The organism is Mycobacterium sp. NGS40, assembly GCF_059812735.1.
In genome coordinates this window covers 1-14,722 of sequence record NZ_JCALDG010000002.1, presented here as the reverse complement: position 1 = coordinate 14,722, position 14,722 = coordinate 1, and the positions used below count along the sequence as shown (strand labels likewise).

The 14,722-nt window shown below is 68.6% G+C and carries 13 protein-coding genes and 1 pseudogene; 13 read left to right on the top strand and 1 reads right to left on the bottom strand.

Annotated elements, in window-relative coordinates; all coding sequences use genetic code 11:
* The 12 genes from murD to AC5Y5O_RS03480 all read left to right on the top strand — a co-directional run bounded on the left by murD (nucleotide 1) and on the right by AC5Y5O_RS03480 (nucleotide 12,399).
* Nucleotides 1-1,449 (top strand): UDP-N-acetylmuramoyl-L-alanine--D-glutamate ligase, encoded by a 1,449-nt coding sequence (gene murD / locus AC5Y5O_RS03535; protein WP_096288578.1) that lies wholly within the window; start codon nucleotides 1-3, stop codon nucleotides 1,447-1,449.
* Between the two features lie 6 nt (nucleotides 1,450-1,455).
* The gene (gene ftsW / locus AC5Y5O_RS03530; RefSeq protein WP_243394080.1) at nucleotides 1,456-3,198 is read left to right on the top strand and encodes a putative lipid II flippase FtsW; all 1,743 of its coding nucleotides are present in this window, start codon (nucleotides 1,456-1,458) and stop codon (nucleotides 3,196-3,198) included.
* Nucleotides 3,195-4,391: an undecaprenyldiphospho-muramoylpentapeptide beta-N-acetylglucosaminyltransferase gene (murG, locus tag AC5Y5O_RS03525; RefSeq protein WP_096288575.1), complete on the top strand. Its 1,197-nt coding sequence runs from the start codon at nucleotides 3,195-3,197 to the stop codon at nucleotides 4,389-4,391. Before ftsW ends, murG begins: the two co-directional genes overlap by 4 nt.
* A complete protein-coding gene (gene murC, locus AC5Y5O_RS03520) occupies nucleotides 4,388-5,845 on the top strand; it encodes a UDP-N-acetylmuramate--L-alanine ligase (RefSeq protein WP_096288572.1) in 1,458 nt (485 codons plus the stop codon). Before murG ends, murC begins: the two co-directional genes overlap by 4 nt.
* Nucleotides 5,842-6,801, top strand: coding sequence for a cell division protein FtsQ/DivIB (locus tag AC5Y5O_RS03515; protein ID WP_096288569.1), 960 nt, complete (start codon nucleotides 5,842-5,844; stop codon nucleotides 6,799-6,801). The genes murC and AC5Y5O_RS03515 overlap by 4 nt, the downstream gene beginning before the upstream one ends.
* Nucleotides 6,802-7,082: 281 nt before the next feature.
* Nucleotides 7,083-8,243: a cell division protein FtsZ gene (gene ftsZ / locus AC5Y5O_RS03510; RefSeq protein ID WP_096291208.1), complete on the top strand. Its 1,161-nt coding sequence runs from the start codon at nucleotides 7,083-7,085 to the stop codon at nucleotides 8,241-8,243.
* 40 nt (nucleotides 8,244-8,283) lie between these two features.
* A complete protein-coding gene (gene pgeF / locus AC5Y5O_RS03505) occupies nucleotides 8,284-8,991 on the top strand; it encodes a peptidoglycan editing factor PgeF (RefSeq protein ID WP_207768543.1) in 708 nt (235 codons plus the stop codon).
* A 17-nt stretch (nucleotides 8,992-9,008) separates the two neighbouring features.
* A complete protein-coding gene (locus AC5Y5O_RS03500; protein WP_500024116.1) occupies nucleotides 9,009-9,794 on the top strand; it encodes a YggS family pyridoxal phosphate-dependent enzyme in 786 nt (261 codons plus the stop codon).
* A 68-nt stretch (nucleotides 9,795-9,862) separates the two neighbouring features.
* Nucleotides 9,863-10,504: a cell division protein SepF gene (locus AC5Y5O_RS03495; RefSeq protein WP_096288561.1), complete on the top strand. Its 642-nt coding sequence runs from the start codon at nucleotides 9,863-9,865 to the stop codon at nucleotides 10,502-10,504.
* Nucleotides 10,505-10,658: 154 nt separating this feature from the next.
* Nucleotides 10,659-10,949 carry a YggT family protein gene (locus tag AC5Y5O_RS03490; RefSeq protein ID WP_044506515.1) on the top strand — a complete coding sequence of 97 codons (291 nt, stop codon included), beginning with the start codon at nucleotides 10,659-10,661 and terminating at the stop codon, nucleotides 10,947-10,949.
* A 248-nt stretch (nucleotides 10,950-11,197) separates the two neighbouring features.
* Complete coding sequence (wag31, locus tag AC5Y5O_RS03485; protein WP_500023782.1) at nucleotides 11,198-12,010, top strand: DivIVA-like cell division protein Wag31; 813 nt, start codon at nucleotides 11,198-11,200, stop codon at nucleotides 12,008-12,010.
* Between the two features lie 83 nt (nucleotides 12,011-12,093).
* A complete protein-coding gene (locus tag AC5Y5O_RS03480; RefSeq protein WP_096288556.1) occupies nucleotides 12,094-12,399 on the top strand; it encodes a hypothetical protein in 306 nt (101 codons plus the stop codon).
* A 2-nt stretch (nucleotides 12,400-12,401) separates the two neighbouring features.
* Here the strand turns inward: AC5Y5O_RS03480 and AC5Y5O_RS03475 are convergent.
* A pseudogene (locus AC5Y5O_RS03475) lies at nucleotides 12,402-13,097 on the bottom strand (phosphoribosyltransferase); the annotation flags it as partial.
* Between the two features lie 83 nt (nucleotides 13,098-13,180).
* On the opposite strand from AC5Y5O_RS03475, the gene AC5Y5O_RS03470 reads away from it, so the two are divergent.
* On the top strand, nucleotides 13,181-14,554 hold the full coding sequence (locus AC5Y5O_RS03470) for an FAD-dependent oxidoreductase (RefSeq protein WP_500023780.1): 1,374 nt from the start codon (nucleotides 13,181-13,183) through the stop codon (nucleotides 14,552-14,554).
* Nucleotides 14,555-14,722: the final 168 nt, after the last annotated feature.

Below are 14,722 nucleotides of genomic sequence, written 5' to 3'. Positions count from 1 at the left end.
ATGTCCGGGCTCGAACCGCTGTCCGTGGGTGCACCCGTCCTGATCGCCGGCGCCCGGGTGACCGGCCGGGCGATCCTGGGTGCGCTGACCCGGTTCGGCGCCGTGGCCACCCTGTGCGACGACGATCCGGCCATGCTGGCGCCTTATGCCGAAAACGGGGTTCCCACAGTCGATCCCGCGACCGCGGTACAGCGGATCGCGAACTATGCGCTGGTGATCACCAGCCCCGGATTCCAGCCGTCGGCGCCGGTGCTGGCCGCCGCCGCGTCGGCGGACATCCCGATCTGGGGTGACGTGGAACTGGCCTGGCGGCTGGACGCCGCGGGGTGTTACGGCACACCGCGCCGCTGGCTGGTCGTGACCGGCACCAACGGCAAGACCACGACGACGTCGATGCTGCACGCCATGCTGGTCGCCGGAGGGCGGCGCAGCCTGCTGTGCGGCAACATCGGCGACCCGGTGCTCGACGTGCTGGACCAGCCGGCCGATCTGCTGGCCGTCGAACTGTCCAGCTTCCAGCTGTTCTGGGCACCGTCGCTGCGGCCCGATGCGGGTGTGGTGCTCAACATCGCCGAGGACCACCTCGATTGGCACGCGTCGATGGCCGAGTACACCGCCGCCAAGGCCCGGGTGCTGAACGGCCGGGTCGCGGTGGTCGGGCTGGACGACGGCCGGGCCGCTGCCCTGCTCAGCACCGCGGCGGCTCCGGTGCGGGTGGGTTTCCGGCTGGGCGAGCCGGTTGCCGGCGAACTCGGGGTGCGCGACGGTCAGCTGGTCGACCGCGCGTTTGCCGACGACCTGACCCTGCTGCCGGCCTCGGCCATCCCGGTGCCCGGCCCGGTCGGCGTGCTCGACACCCTGGCCGCGGCGGCGCTGGCCCGCTGCGTTGACGTGCCCGCGGCCGCGATCGCCGACGCCATCTCGACGTTTCGGCTGGGACGGCACCGGTCCGAAGTCGTCGCGGTGGCCGACGGGATCACCTACGTCGACGATTCGAAGGCGACCAACCCGCACGCCGCCGAGGCGTCGGTCATGGCCTACCCGCGGGTGGTGTGGGTGGCCGGCGGTTTGCTCAAGGGCGCGACGCTGGACGCGGAGGTCGCCCGGATGGCATCTCGGCTGGTCGGGGCGGTACTCATCGGCCGAGACCGTCAAGAGGTTGCCGAGGCGTTATCGCGACACGCGCCCGATGTCCCCGTCGTCCAGGTTGTGACAGGCGAGGATGCTGGTATGCATGCGACTGCTGATACTAATGTGACAAAAGTTGACAGTGTGGGGGATAGTCTCGGCGCTCGCGTGATGACCGCTGCTGTGGCGGCGGCTCGTGATTTGGCCAAGTCGGGAGACACGGTGCTGCTGGCACCGGCGGGGGCATCATTCGACCAGTTCAGCAGCTACGCCGACCGTGGTGACGCATTCGCCGCCGCCGTACGCGCGGCGCTGCGGTAGGCGGGTGTGGGTAACGCGCTGACCCGGCGCCTACGCCGGGGCAAGAAGAACATCGAGTCGCCGGCCGAGCCGGTCGAGGCGGCCGGTGCCCTCCCGGAAAGCACCGGGGCCGACACCGTGACGGACGCCGGGGAACCGACGGACGCGGTGGAAGCCGTCGAGCCGTCCGACGCCTCCGAAACCAGCCCGTACGAAGTGCCGGACGCGGCCCCTGACACGGCCCCGGCGACGGCGAAAGTCGAGGTCAAGGATCCGCAGCACAGTCCGGGCGCCCGGTTCGGCGCGTGGCTGAACCGGCCCATGACCTCGTTCCACCTGATCATCGCGATCGCCGGTTTGCTGACAACCCTGGGCCTGACGATGGTGCTGTCGGCCTCGGGGGTGCGGTCCTACGGAGACGACGGGTCGGCGTGGGTGATTTTCGGCAAGCAGGTGTTGTGGACCGTCATCGGGGTCTTCGCGGCCTACGTCGCGATGCGCGTGCCGATCCGCTTCATCCGCCGGGTGGCCTTCCCGGGCTACGTCGTCACGATCATCCTGCTGGTCCTGGTGCTCGTTCCCGGCATCGGCAACCTCGCCAACGGCTCGCGGAAATGGTTCGTGGTCGCGGGCTTCTCCATGCAGCCCTCCGAGCTGGCCAAGATCGCCTTCGCCATTTGGGGTGCGCACCTGCTGGCGTCGCGGCGCATGGAGCGGGCCTCGCTGCGCGACATGCTGATTCCGCTGGTGCCGGCGGCGGTCATCGCGCTCGGGCTGATCGTCGCCCAGCCTGACCTTGGCCAGACGGTGTCGATGGGCATCATCCTGCTGGCCCTGCTGTGGTACGCCGGCCTGCCGCTGCGCGTCTTCGGCACATCGCTGCTCGCGGTCTTCATGGCCGGCGCCGTGCTGGCCATGTCCGCCGGTTATCGGTCGGACCGGGTGCGCTCGTGGATCAACCCCGAGAACGACCCGATGGACACCGGCTACCAGGCGCGGCAGGCGAAGTTCGCGCTCGCCCACGGCGGCATCTTCGGCGACGGCCTCGGCCAGGGCACCGCGAAGTGGAACTACCTGCCCAATGCGCACAATGACTTCATCTTCGCGATCATCGGCGAGGAGCTGGGCTTCATCGGCGCCTTCGGGCTGCTGGCGCTGTTCGGGTTGTTCGCCTACACCGGGATGCGGATCGCCCGCCGGTCGGCCGACCCGTTCCTGCGGCTGCTGACCGCCACCACCACGATGTGGATCCTCGGTCAGGCCTTCATCAACATCGGCTACGTGATCGGCGTGCTGCCGGTCACCGGCCTGCAGCTGCCATTGATATCGGCGGGCGGAACATCCACGGCCGCAACACTTTTCATGATCGGCATCATGTGTAACGCGGCGCGTCATGAGCCCGAGGCGGTGGCGGCCCTGCGCGCCGGGCGCGACGACAAGATGAACCGGCTGCTGCGGCTGCCGCTGCCCGAGCCGTATTCGCCGACGCGCCTCGAGTCGTTCCGCGACCGCAAGAAGTCGCAGCCGCGAGCGCCGCGGCCGTCGGCCCCGGCACGTGGGCGTAAGGCCCCCGCCCGGAAGGCCGAGCCACCCGCGCGTAAGGGACGCCGCCAGCCCGAGCCGCCGCTGCGCCCGGTTTTTCCGCGGACAGCTGTTCGCACCGAACCGCGGTCAAGGCATCATGGATCTGATCAGCGCTACCCCAGACAGGGAGCCGGTCAGCGCCAAACACGGCGCGCTCGCGCACTGGAAGGTCAGCGTTACGGGTGAATCACACGTTCAGCGAGCCGACCGGCGGGCAGGGGGTTAGTCCCTCGCCCGCCGGTGCCTTGTCGGTCGTACTGGCCGGCGGCGGCACGGCCGGCCATGTGGAGCCCGCGATGGCCGTCGCCGATGCCCTGAGCGCGCTGGATCCGCAGGTCCGGATCACCGCGCTGGGCACCTCGCGCGGACTGGAGACCCGGCTGGTGCCGGAACGCGGCTACCACCTCGAGCTGATCACCCCGGTGCCGCTGCCCCGGAAACCCAGCGGTGACCTGGCCCGGCTGCCACCGCGGGTGTGGCGCGCCGTGCGCGAGACCCGCTCGGTGCTCGACGTCGTCGACGCGGACGTGGTGGTGGGTTTTGGCGGCTATGTGGCCCTGCCGGCGTACCTCGCCGCCCGCGGTTTCCCCAAGGTCCGGCGTCGTATCCCGGTGGTCATTCACGAGGCCAACGCCCGTGCCGGGCTGGCGAATCGTGTCGGGGCCCGCTCGGCGGACCGGGTGCTGTCCGCGGTGCCGGATTCCGGGCTGCGACACGCCGAGGTAGTCGGGGTGCCGGTCCGCGCGACGATTACCTCGTTGGATCGCGCGGCGCTGCGGGCCCAGGCGCGCCGGCACTTCGGGTTCGCCGACGACGCGCGGGTGCTGCTGGTGTTCGGCGGTTCGCAGGGCGCGGTCTCGCTCAACCGCGCGGTCTCGGGGGCCGCCGCCGAGCTGGCCGCCGCGGGCGTGTCCGTGCTGCACGCGCACGGGCCGAAGAACACTCTCGAGCTGCGCGAACCCCAGGACGGCGATCCGCCGTACCGGGCGGTGCCGTACCTGGACCGGATGGACCTGGCCTATGCCGCCGCGGACCTGGCCATCTGCCGGTCCGGGGCGATGACGGTCGCCGAGGTGTCGGCCGTGGGTCTGCCGGCCATCTACGTCCCGCTGCCGATCGGCAACGGCGAGCAGCGGCTCAATGCGCTGCCGGTGGTCAACGCCGGCGGCGGCATTGTCGTCCCCGATGCCGTTCTGACGCCGGACCTGGTGGCCCGGGAGGTGAGCGGGCTGCTCACCGACCCGCCGCGGCTGGCGGCGATGACCGCGGCCGCCGCCCGGGTGGGGCATCCGGACGCGGCGCGCCAGGTCGCCGCGGCGGCCCTGGACATCGCGCGACAAGCACGTGATAGGGGGCAGGCAGCCAGGGGAGCGCGATGAGCGCCGACCAGTTGCCCCCCGAGCTTTCAAGGGTGCACATGGTGGGCATCGGGGGAGCCGGGATGTCGGGCATCGCCCGCATTCTGCTGGACCGCGGTGCCCAGGTGTCCGGGTCCGACGCCAAGGAATCCCGCGGTGTGCACGCCCTGCGGGCCCGGGGCGCCCAGATCCGCATCGGGCACGACCCGTCGTCGCTGGACCTGCTGCCCGGCGGCCCGACCGCGGTCATCACCACCCACGCCGCCATCCCGAAGACCAACCCCGAGCTGGTCGAGGCCCGGCGCCGCGGCATTCCGGTGGTATTGCGGCCGACCGTGCTGGCCAAGCTGATGGACGGGCGGACCACGCTGATGGTCACCGGCACCCACGGCAAGACCACGACGACGTCGATGCTGATCGTGGCCCTGCAGCACTGCGGGCGCGACCCGTCGTTCGCGGTCGGCGGGGATCTCGGCGAGGCCGGCACCAACGCCCACCACGGCAGCGGTGACTGCTTCGTCGCCGAGGCCGACGAAAGCGACGGCTCGCTGCTCGAATACACGCCCAACGTCGCGGTGATCACCAACATCGAGACCGATCACCTCGATTTCTACGGCAGCGAGGACGCCTACGTCGCGGTCTTCGACGCCTTCGTCGAGCGGCTGGCCCCGGGCGGAGCGCTGGTGGTCTGCACCGACGACCCGGGTGCCGCCGCGCTGGCGCAGCGCAGCAGCGAACTGGGAATCCGGGTGCTGCGCTACGGATCCGCGCCCGACCAGCAGTTGGCCGGCACGCTGCTCTCCTGGGAACAGCAGGGCACCGGAGCCGTCGCACATATCCGGTTGGGTGACGAACCCGTGCGGGCCATGCGCCTGTCGGTGCCCGGACGGCATATGGCGCTCAACGCGCTGGGTGCGTTGCTGGCCGCGATCGAAGTCGGCGCCCCGACCGACGAGGTGCTCGACGGGCTGGCCGGTTTCGAGGGCGTACGCCGGCGCTTCGAACTGGTCGGAACGGTCGGCTCGGTGCGGGTGTTCGACGACTACGCCCACCATCCGACCGAGATCAGTGCGACGCTGGCGGCGGTCCGCACGGTCGTCGAGCAGGGCGGCGAGGGTCGCTCGTTGGTGGTGTTTCAGCCTCACTTATATTCGCGGACAAAGGCTTTCGCCGCCGAGTTCGGCCACGCCCTGGACGCCGCCGACGAGGTGTTCGTGCTCGACGTCTACGGGGCGCGCGAACAGCCGTTGGCCGGTGTCAGTGGGGCCAGTGTCGCCGAGCACGTCAGCGTGCCCGCGCGCTATCTGCCCGATTTCTCCGCCGTCGCCGAGCAGGTTGCCGCGGCCGCCGGCCCCGGGGATGTGATCGTGACGATGGGGGCCGGCGACGTGACGCTGCTGGGTCCCGAAATCGTGAATGCGCTGCGGGTGCGCGCCAATCGCAGCGCGCCCGGCCAGCCCGGGGTATTGCGATGACCGAGCCCAACGACCTGGCCGCCGACCCAGGTGAACGCACCCCGCCGGCCGACGAGAACGCGGTCACCGAACCGATTCCCGTCGAAGAGGCCCGCCCGGTTGCCGGCCGCGCCGAGGACGAGCAGGTCGAATTCGAGGGACCGCGCCGCCGGGCCCGCCGCGAACGAGCCGAGCGCCGCGCCGCGCAGGAACGGGCCATCGCGATCGAGGAGGCGCGCCGCGAAGCCAAGCGCCGGGCCAGCGGCCGCGTCGGCGGCGGACCCGACGCCCCCAAAAAACCTGCGCGCGGCGTCGTGCGGGGCCTCAAGATGCTGCTCGCGACCGTGATGTTGGTCGTCGTCGGGGTCGGACTGGCGCTGATCCTCTACTTCACGCCGGTGATGTCGGCGCGCAACATCGTGGTCACCGGCACCGGCGCGGTAACCCGCGAAGAGGTCCTCGACGCCGCGCAGGTGCGGGTCGGCACGCCGCTACTGCAGATCAACACCAACCAGGTCGCCGACCGGGTGGCCGCGATCCGCCGGGTGGCCAGCGCCCGGGTGCAGCGGCAGTACCCGTCGGCGCTGCGGATCACGATCGTCGAGCGAATTCCCGTCGTGGTGAAGGACTTTCCCGACGGGCCGCACCTGTTCGACCGCGACGGAGTCGACTTCGCGACCGGGCCGCCGCCGCCGGCGCTGCCGTATATCGACGTCGCCAACCCCGGGCCGACCGACCCGACGACCAAGGCCGCGCTACAGGTGCTGCTGGCGCTGCGCCCCGAGGTCGCGGGCCAGGTGGGCCGGATCGCGGCGCCGTCGCTGGCCTCGATCACGCTCACCCTCGGCGATGGGCGAGTGGTGATCTGGGGGACGACCGACCGCACGGATGAGAAGGCCGAAAAGCTCGCCGCCCTGCTCACCCAGCCGGGCAAGACCTACGACGTGTCCAGTCCCGATCTGCCCACCGTCAAGTAGGGCCAGGCTCGGCTTTCTCGCCGAGTGTGAGGCTGGCGCAACGCTCGCGCTCGATTGCCACGCTGGCGTGACGCTCGCGCAACGCGGCCTGAAATTGACCAAAATTTGCACGCGGCGCGTCGGCGCGCCTGCGGGGTTAGTGCGCGTAGTACCCATACCGTTCTGGTTGCGCGGAACTACTTGACATAACTCTAACTCTATGGTTGAGGTTGAGAGTTTGCCAGGGGAACCGCAACTTTACCGGCAAGGACCGAATCCCCACCAGGGAGGAAGACGAGATGATGACCCCCCCGCATAACTACCTGGCCGTCATCAAGGTTGTGGGTATCGGTGGCGGCGGCGTCAACGCCGTCAACCGGATGATCGAACAGGGCCTCAAGGGCGTCGAGTTCATCGCGATCAACACCGATGCGCAGGCACTCTTGATGAGCGACGCCGACGTCAAGCTCGATGTGGGCCGCGACTCCACCCGCGGATTGGGCGCCGGTGCCGATCCCGAGGTCGGGCGTAAGGCCGCCGAGGACGCCAAGGACGAGATCGAAGAGCTGCTCCGCGGTGCGGACATGGTGTTCGTCACCGCCGGCGAGGGCGGCGGGACGGGTACGGGCGGCGCGCCCGTCGTCGCCAGCATCGCGCGCAAGCTGGGCGCGCTGACCGTCGGCGTGGTCACCCGGCCGTTCTCGTTCGAGGGCAAACGGCGCAGCAACCAGGCCGAAAACGGCATCAACGCGCTGCGCGAGAGCTGCGACACCCTGATCGTGATCCCCAACGACCGGCTGCTGCAGATGGGCGATGCCGCGGTATCGCTGATGGACGCGTTCCGCAGCGCCGACGAGGTACTGCTCAACGGCGTCCAGGGCATCACCGACCTGATCACCACCCCCGGTCTGATCAATGTCGACTTCGCCGACGTCAAGGGCATCATGTCCGGCGCCGGAACGGCGTTGATGGGCATCGGCTCGGCCCGCGGTGAAGGCCGGTCGCTCAAGGCCGCCGAGATCGCGATCAACTCCCCGCTGCTGGAAGCCTCGATGGAGGGCGCCCAGGGCGTGCTGATGTCGATCGCCGGCGGTAGCGATCTGGGCCTGTTCGAGATCAACGAAGCGGCGTCGCTGGTGCAGGACGCCGCCCACCAGGACGCGAACATCATCTTCGGAACCGTGATCGACGACTCGCTGGGCGACGAAGTGCGCGTGACCGTCATCGCCGCGGGCTTCGATGCCCAGGGACCCGGGCGCAAACCCGTGGTCGGCGGCAGCGCCGACAAGGGGGAGAAGGCCGGCGGTGCCCACCGGATCGAGTCGGCCAAGGCGGGCAAGCTCACCTCGACGCTGTTCGAGCCGGTCGACGCCGTCAGCGTCCCGGTGCACACCAATGGCGCGACGCTGAGTATCGGTGGCGATGACGACGACGTCGATGTGCCGCCCTTCATGCGCCGCTGAGCCGAACCAGCGCAGACGCGACGCTCCGGATACTGGTTACGTGACCGTTCGTATCCGGCGAGTGACGACGACCCGCGCGGGCGGCGTCTCGAAACCGCCCTTCGACACCTTCAACCTCGGCGACCACGTCGGTGACGATCCCGTGGCGGTCGCCGCCAACCGTGCCCGGCTGGCCCGCGCCATCGGCCTGGGCGCCGACCGGGTGGTGTGGATGAACCAGGTCCACGGCGATCGGGTCGAGGTGGTCGACGCGCCGCGGGATACCGCCTTCGACGACACCGATGCCTTGGTGACGGGCGCGCCCGGACTGGCGTTGGCCGTGGTGACCGCCGACTGTGTGCCGGTGCTGCTGGCCGATGCGCGCGCGGGGGTGGTCGCGGCCGTGCACGCCGGACGCGTCGGCGCGGCGCGGGGTGTGGTCGCACGCACGGTGGAGGCGATGCTGAAGCTGGGCGCGCAGGAAGGTGACATCTCGGCACTGCTCGGCCCGGCGGTCAGCGGAGCCAACTATGAAGTGCCCGCGGCGATGGCCGACGAGGTCGAGGCGGCCCTGCCGGGCAGCCGCGCCACCACCGCGAATGGCAAGCCAGGGCTGGACCTTCGGGCCGGAATCGCTTGCCAGCTAAAGGCTTTGGGCGTCACGTCGATTGACGTCGATCCGCGCTGCACGGTTGCCGACGCCGCCCTGTTCAGTCACCGCCGGGACGCCCCGACCGGGCGGCTGGCGTCGCTGGTCTGGATGGAGTGACCCCGATGGCGGTTGGAATGGCGGACTCGGCCTCGAGTCAGGGCGACCGCGAAACTGAATTGACTCACGCGTTGGCCGCAGTGCGTTCGCGACTAGCGGCGGCCGCGGAAGCGGCGGGACGCAATGTCGGCGAAATTGAACTTCTTCCAATTACCAAATTCTTTCCGGCAACCGATGTCGCGATTTTGTCTCGATTGGGTTGTCGATCGGTAGGCGAATCGCGGGAACAAGAAGCGGCCGCAAAGGTGGCGGAACTCACTCGCTTGGCTTGTGCTTCCGCGACTTCGGGGCGGCCGGATTCGCGAGAGTTGCACTGGCACATGGTTGGACGGATTCAGCGCAAGAAGGCGCGTCCGCTGTCCCGGTGGGCGCACACCGCTCACTCGGTCGACAGCCCGCAACTGGTAACGGCGCTGGAACGGGCGGTGACGGCAACGTTGGCCGAAGGTGGCCGACAGCAGCCGCTGCGCGTCTACGTTCAGGTCAGTCTGGACGGCGACGTCTCGCGCGGCGGCATCGACATCACGACGCCGGGGCCCCTCGACGAGCTTTGTGCGCAGGTCGAGGAGTCGCAAGGTCTGGAATTGGTCGGGCTGATGGGCATTCCGCCGCTGGGCGCCGACCCCGAACCGGCCTTTGAGCGGCTGCAATCCGAACACCGCCGGGTGCTGGAAGCGCATCCGAACGCCGTCGGTCTGTCCGCCGGTATGTCCAACGATTTCGAAATTGCCGTAAAACACGGTTCGACGTGTGTGCGTGTCGGTACCGCGCTATTGGGCCCACGGCGGCTACCGTCACCGTGAGTAGTCACTGTAGTCACACCTTCATCACAGACAACAGAAATCCCAGGGGCTAGAAGGGGTCGTACGCAATGAGCACACTGCATAAGGTCAAGGCCTATTTCGGTATGGCCCCGATGGACGACTACGAAGACGAGTACTACGACGATCGCGCACCGTCGCGCGGATTCCCTCGTGCTCGCTTCGACGAAGATTACGGCCGCGGCTATGACCGCCCCGAATACGACGACCCACGCGGCGAGCCCGCCGACTACGCGCCGGCCGGCTACCGCGGTGGGTACGCCGACGAGCCGCCGCCGTTCCGGGGCCGTGAGTTCGACCGCCCGGAGATGGGCCGCCCGCGGCTGGGTTCCTTCCTCCGCGGTGGCGGCACCCGTGGCGCCCTGGCCATGGACCCGCGCCGGATGGCGATGATGTTCGAGGACGGCCACCCGCTGTCGAAGATCACGACGCTGCGGCCGAAGGACTACAGCGAAGCTCGCACCATCGGCGAGCGGTTCCGTGACGGCACCCCGGTGATCATGGACCTGGTGTCGATGGATAACGCGGACGCCAAGCGGCTGGTCGACTTCGCGGCTGGGCTGGCGTTCGCCCTGCGTGGCTCGTTCGACAAGGTGGCAACCAAGGTGTTCCTGCTGTCGCCCGCCGACGTCGACGTTTCGCCGGAGGAGCGCCGCCGGATCGCGGAAACCGGCTTCTACGCTTACCAATAGCCGCATTTTCCCCGCGACAGCGCGGCGTCAGGTGGCTGGCATCCGCCTGCCGATGCGGTGCATCTGAGATGTCCGCTCGAGGGTGAGTCGGTACTCTTGCGATGTCGCGCTGTCGCGCGGCGGTTGACGTCTCATCGGTAAGGTCGGGCTCTCGTTGGTGCTGTTCTTTCAGATCCTTGGGTTTGCGCTGTTCATTTTCTGGCTGCTGCTCATCGCTCGGGTCGTCGTCGAGTTCATTCGCTCGTTCAGCCGTGACTGGCATCCCACCGGCCTCACCGTGGTGATCCTCGAGATCATCATGTCGATCACGGATCCGCCGGTGAAATTGCTGCGCCGACTGATCCCTCAGCTCACCATCGGAGCGGTCCGCTTCGACCTGTCCATCATGGTCCTTCTGCTGGTCGCGTTCATCGGCATGCAGCTCGCTTTCGGCGCCGCGGCGTGAGTCGCGTTATGTGTTGGCGGCCCTAAGCGACGGTTTGGGCACGGATCGGCCTCGGTTTGATGCGCGCGATTTGCAAATTCTAAGGATTGGGATTTTATGACTCTTAGTGTTTGAAATTGGATCTTATTTATTGGGCTAATCGGCAACCGCCGGGTCTGGTGTGACAGGATGGGCGGCAGTTGCACAACCGCTGCCACTCCGTTCTACACTTTCGAGAACGTTTGACGGGAACTTGAGGGGACGAAACAATGCCGCTTACACCAGCCGACGTCCACAATGTGGCGTTCAGTAAGCCGCCTATTGGCAAGCGCGGTTACAACGAGGACGAGGTCGACGCGTTCCTCGACCTGGTGGAAAACGAGCTGACGCGGCTCATCGAAGAGAACTCCGATCTGCGCCAGCGGGTCGAGGAGCTGGACCGCGAATTGGCCGCCGGTGGCGGCGCCGCCGCCGCCGCCCCTGCCGCTCAGGCCGCCCCTGTTGCCCCTGTTTTCGAGCCCGAGCCCGAGCCCGAGCCGGAACCGGTCAAGGCGGCGCCCGCGCCGGCGGCCGCAACCGGGACCAACGAGGAGCAGGCCCTCAAGGCGGCCCGCGTGCTGAGCCTGGCCCAGGACACCGCGGATCGGCTGACCAGCACCGCGCAGGCCGAGTCGGACAAGCTGCTGTCCGACGCCCGCGCCAACGCCGACCAGATCCTGACCGAGGCCCGGCAGACCGCCGAAACCACGGTCACCGAAGCCCGTCAGCGCGCCGACGCGATGCTGGCCGACGCGCAAACCCGCTCCGAGACGCAGTTGCGTCAGGCGCAGGAGAAGGCCGACGCCCTGCAGGCCGACGCCGAACGCAAGCATTCCGAGATCATGGGCACCATCAACCAGCAGCGCACCGTGCTGGAAGGCCGTCTTGAGCAGCTCCGCACCTTCGAACGCGAATACCGCACCCGCCTCAAGACCTACCTCGAGTCCCAGCTCGAGGAACTCGGCCAGCGCGGATCGGCGGCTCCCGTCGACTCGAGCGCCGATGCTGGTGGGTTCGACCAATTCAATCGGGGTAATAACTAGCCGGGACTAGTGCCGGACGCCCTGTTCGGCACACTTATGTGCACTGGACCTGGCAGTCCCGCCCGTCGGCTGGAGGATGACCGATGCTGATCATTGCGCTGGTACTGGCCCTGATCGGGCTTGTCGCGCTGGTGTTCGCAGTCGTGACGAGCAATGAGCTGGTCGCCTGGGTGTGCATCGGCGCCAGCGTCCTGGGTGTCGTGCTGTTGATCGTCGACGCACTGCGGGAACGGCAGCGCCGCGACACCAGTGACGAAGCCCGCGACGAGCAGCCGGCCGAAGAGGCCGAGGCGGTCGACTACCCGGAGGAAGTTGCGGACGAAACCGCTGAGCAGCCGGCCGACGAGACGGTCGCGGCCGACACCCGCGGCGAGGACCCGGCCAAGTAGCCTCAGCGCGTCGGCGTACGCAGCAGCTGGCGCACCTCATCGTCGCCGACCTGATGAAAGTCGCCGTAAACCTGTCCCACGGCTTCGAATCCCGGTGGCATCGTTGTGCATACGACGTCGTCGGCCACTTGTGCGAGGTCGTGGCAAACAGACTGCGGCCCTACCGGGACGGCGACGACGATGTACTGCGGCTCGGCGGCCCGAACAGCCCGGACGGCGGCCATCATGCTGGCGCCGGTGGCGATGCCGTCGTCGACCAGGATCACGGTCTTGCCTCGCGGGTCGGCGACGGGCCGGCCACCCCGATACGCGTGCTCGCGTCGCGCCAGCTCCGCCGTTTCGCTGTCGATGACCTCGCGCACCTGCTCGTCGGTGATGTGCAGGCTGGAGACCACGTTGTCGTTCATCACCACGCCGCCGCCGCTGGCCAGCGCGCCCATCGCGAGTTCCGACCAGCGCGGCACCCCCAGCTTGCGAACCAGGAATACATCCAGCTCGGCGTGTAGCGCCGAGGCGATCTCCCAGGCGACCGGAAGGCCACCGCGCGCCAGGCCCAGCACCAGCACGTCGTCCTTGTCGCGGTAAGACATTAGCTGCTCGGCCAGCGCGCGACCGGCTTCCTGGCGGTCCTTGAAGGACCGCGAAAATCGCGAGGATCGCGTCGCCGGGCGGCGCAGAAAGCCGTTTCGTGGATTCATCAGGTGCGCACCACCTTACCAAGCGCTTTCCGGCCAATCGAATAGCTTGTGCATCAAAGGGATTGGGCCAATACACTGCTGGCGTGACGTCACTCGAGGTGGATCTGGCGGTTGTCGGCTTCGGCAAGGGCGGCAAGACGCTCGCGGCCGCGCTGGGTAAGCGTGGCTGGCGGGTGGTGATGATCGAGCAGTCCCCGTTGATGTACGGCGGCACCTGCATCAACATCGGTTGCGTACCTACGAAATCGATGGTGTTCCGCTCCGAGCATCTCGACGCGTCCACCACCCATCCCGATCGCTACCGGGAGGCCGTCACTGCCACCGGACAGCTGACCGCGTCCTTGCGTGACATCAACTTCGCGACCCTCGATCGCATCGACACGGTGACGGTGCTGACCGGACATGCGCAGTTCACCAAACCCCATACGCTGAATGTCAAAACCATTGACGGACAAGCAATTACAGTTGCCGCGAAATGGATCGTGGTCGGCACCGGTTCGCGGCCGGTGCTGCCGCCGGTTCCCGGGCTCGCCGACGCGCCCGGTGTGTACACGAGTACCGACCTGCTCGGCACGGCCGAACTGCCCAAGCGGCTGACCGTGCTGGGCGGCGGTTATGTCGGTCTGGAGTTTGCGGCGATGTATGCCGCCTACGGCTCGCAGGTCTCGATCCTCGACCGTGGGCCGCGGGTGCTGAGCCGCGAGGACGCCGATGTCGCCGACTGCGCCCGCGACATCCTCGTCGCCCGCGGCATCGACGTCGTCACGTCGGCATCGGTCACCTCGGTGTCCGGCAACGGTACCGGCGGCTCGACGGTGTCGTACCACGTCGACGGCGCCACCCGCGAGATCGACACCGACGCGATCCTGGTGGCGCTGGGCCGGGAACCCGTCACCGACGGCCTCGGCCTGGACGCCGCGGGTGTCGACACCACGGCCAAGGGCGCCATCGTCGTCGACCACCACCTGCGCAGCAGCCAGCCGCACATTTTCGCCGTCGGCGACGTCAACGGTGGACCGCAATTCACCTACATCTCGCTCGACGACTACCGCGTCGTGCTGTCGCAGCTGGACGGCGACGGCAAACGCAGCACCACGACGCGGGCGGCCGTGCCCTACGCGCTGTTCATGACGCCGCCGCTGGCTCGGGTCGGCCTGACCGAGCAGGAGGCCCGGCAGGCGCACGACGTCAAAGTCGCCAGCATGCGTGTCGCGGACATGGCGACGATGCCGCGTGCCCGGATCGTCGGCGAGGATGCCGGCATGATGAAGGTCGTCGTCGACTCCGGCAGCGACATGATTCTCGGGGCGGCGCTGTTGTCCTACGACTCGCACGAGGTCATCAACACGGTGGCGCTGGCCATGCGGCACGGCATCACCGCCTCGGAGCTGCGGGATTCGATCTACACCCACCCGTCGATGACCGAGGGCTTCAACAGCCTGCTGGCGGCGCTCTAGCACATTGCCGCGACGACGTCGGCTGTGTCGGCGCCGGACCCGCTGAAGACCTCCGGATTCGGCGCGGCCATTCACATTGTGTGATCGCGGCTTCGCCGCTCAACACACTCCATCGGCTCGGAAATGAACGCAAGCGGTCATTTCGCTCGCCTCAGTCGTGTGTCCGAG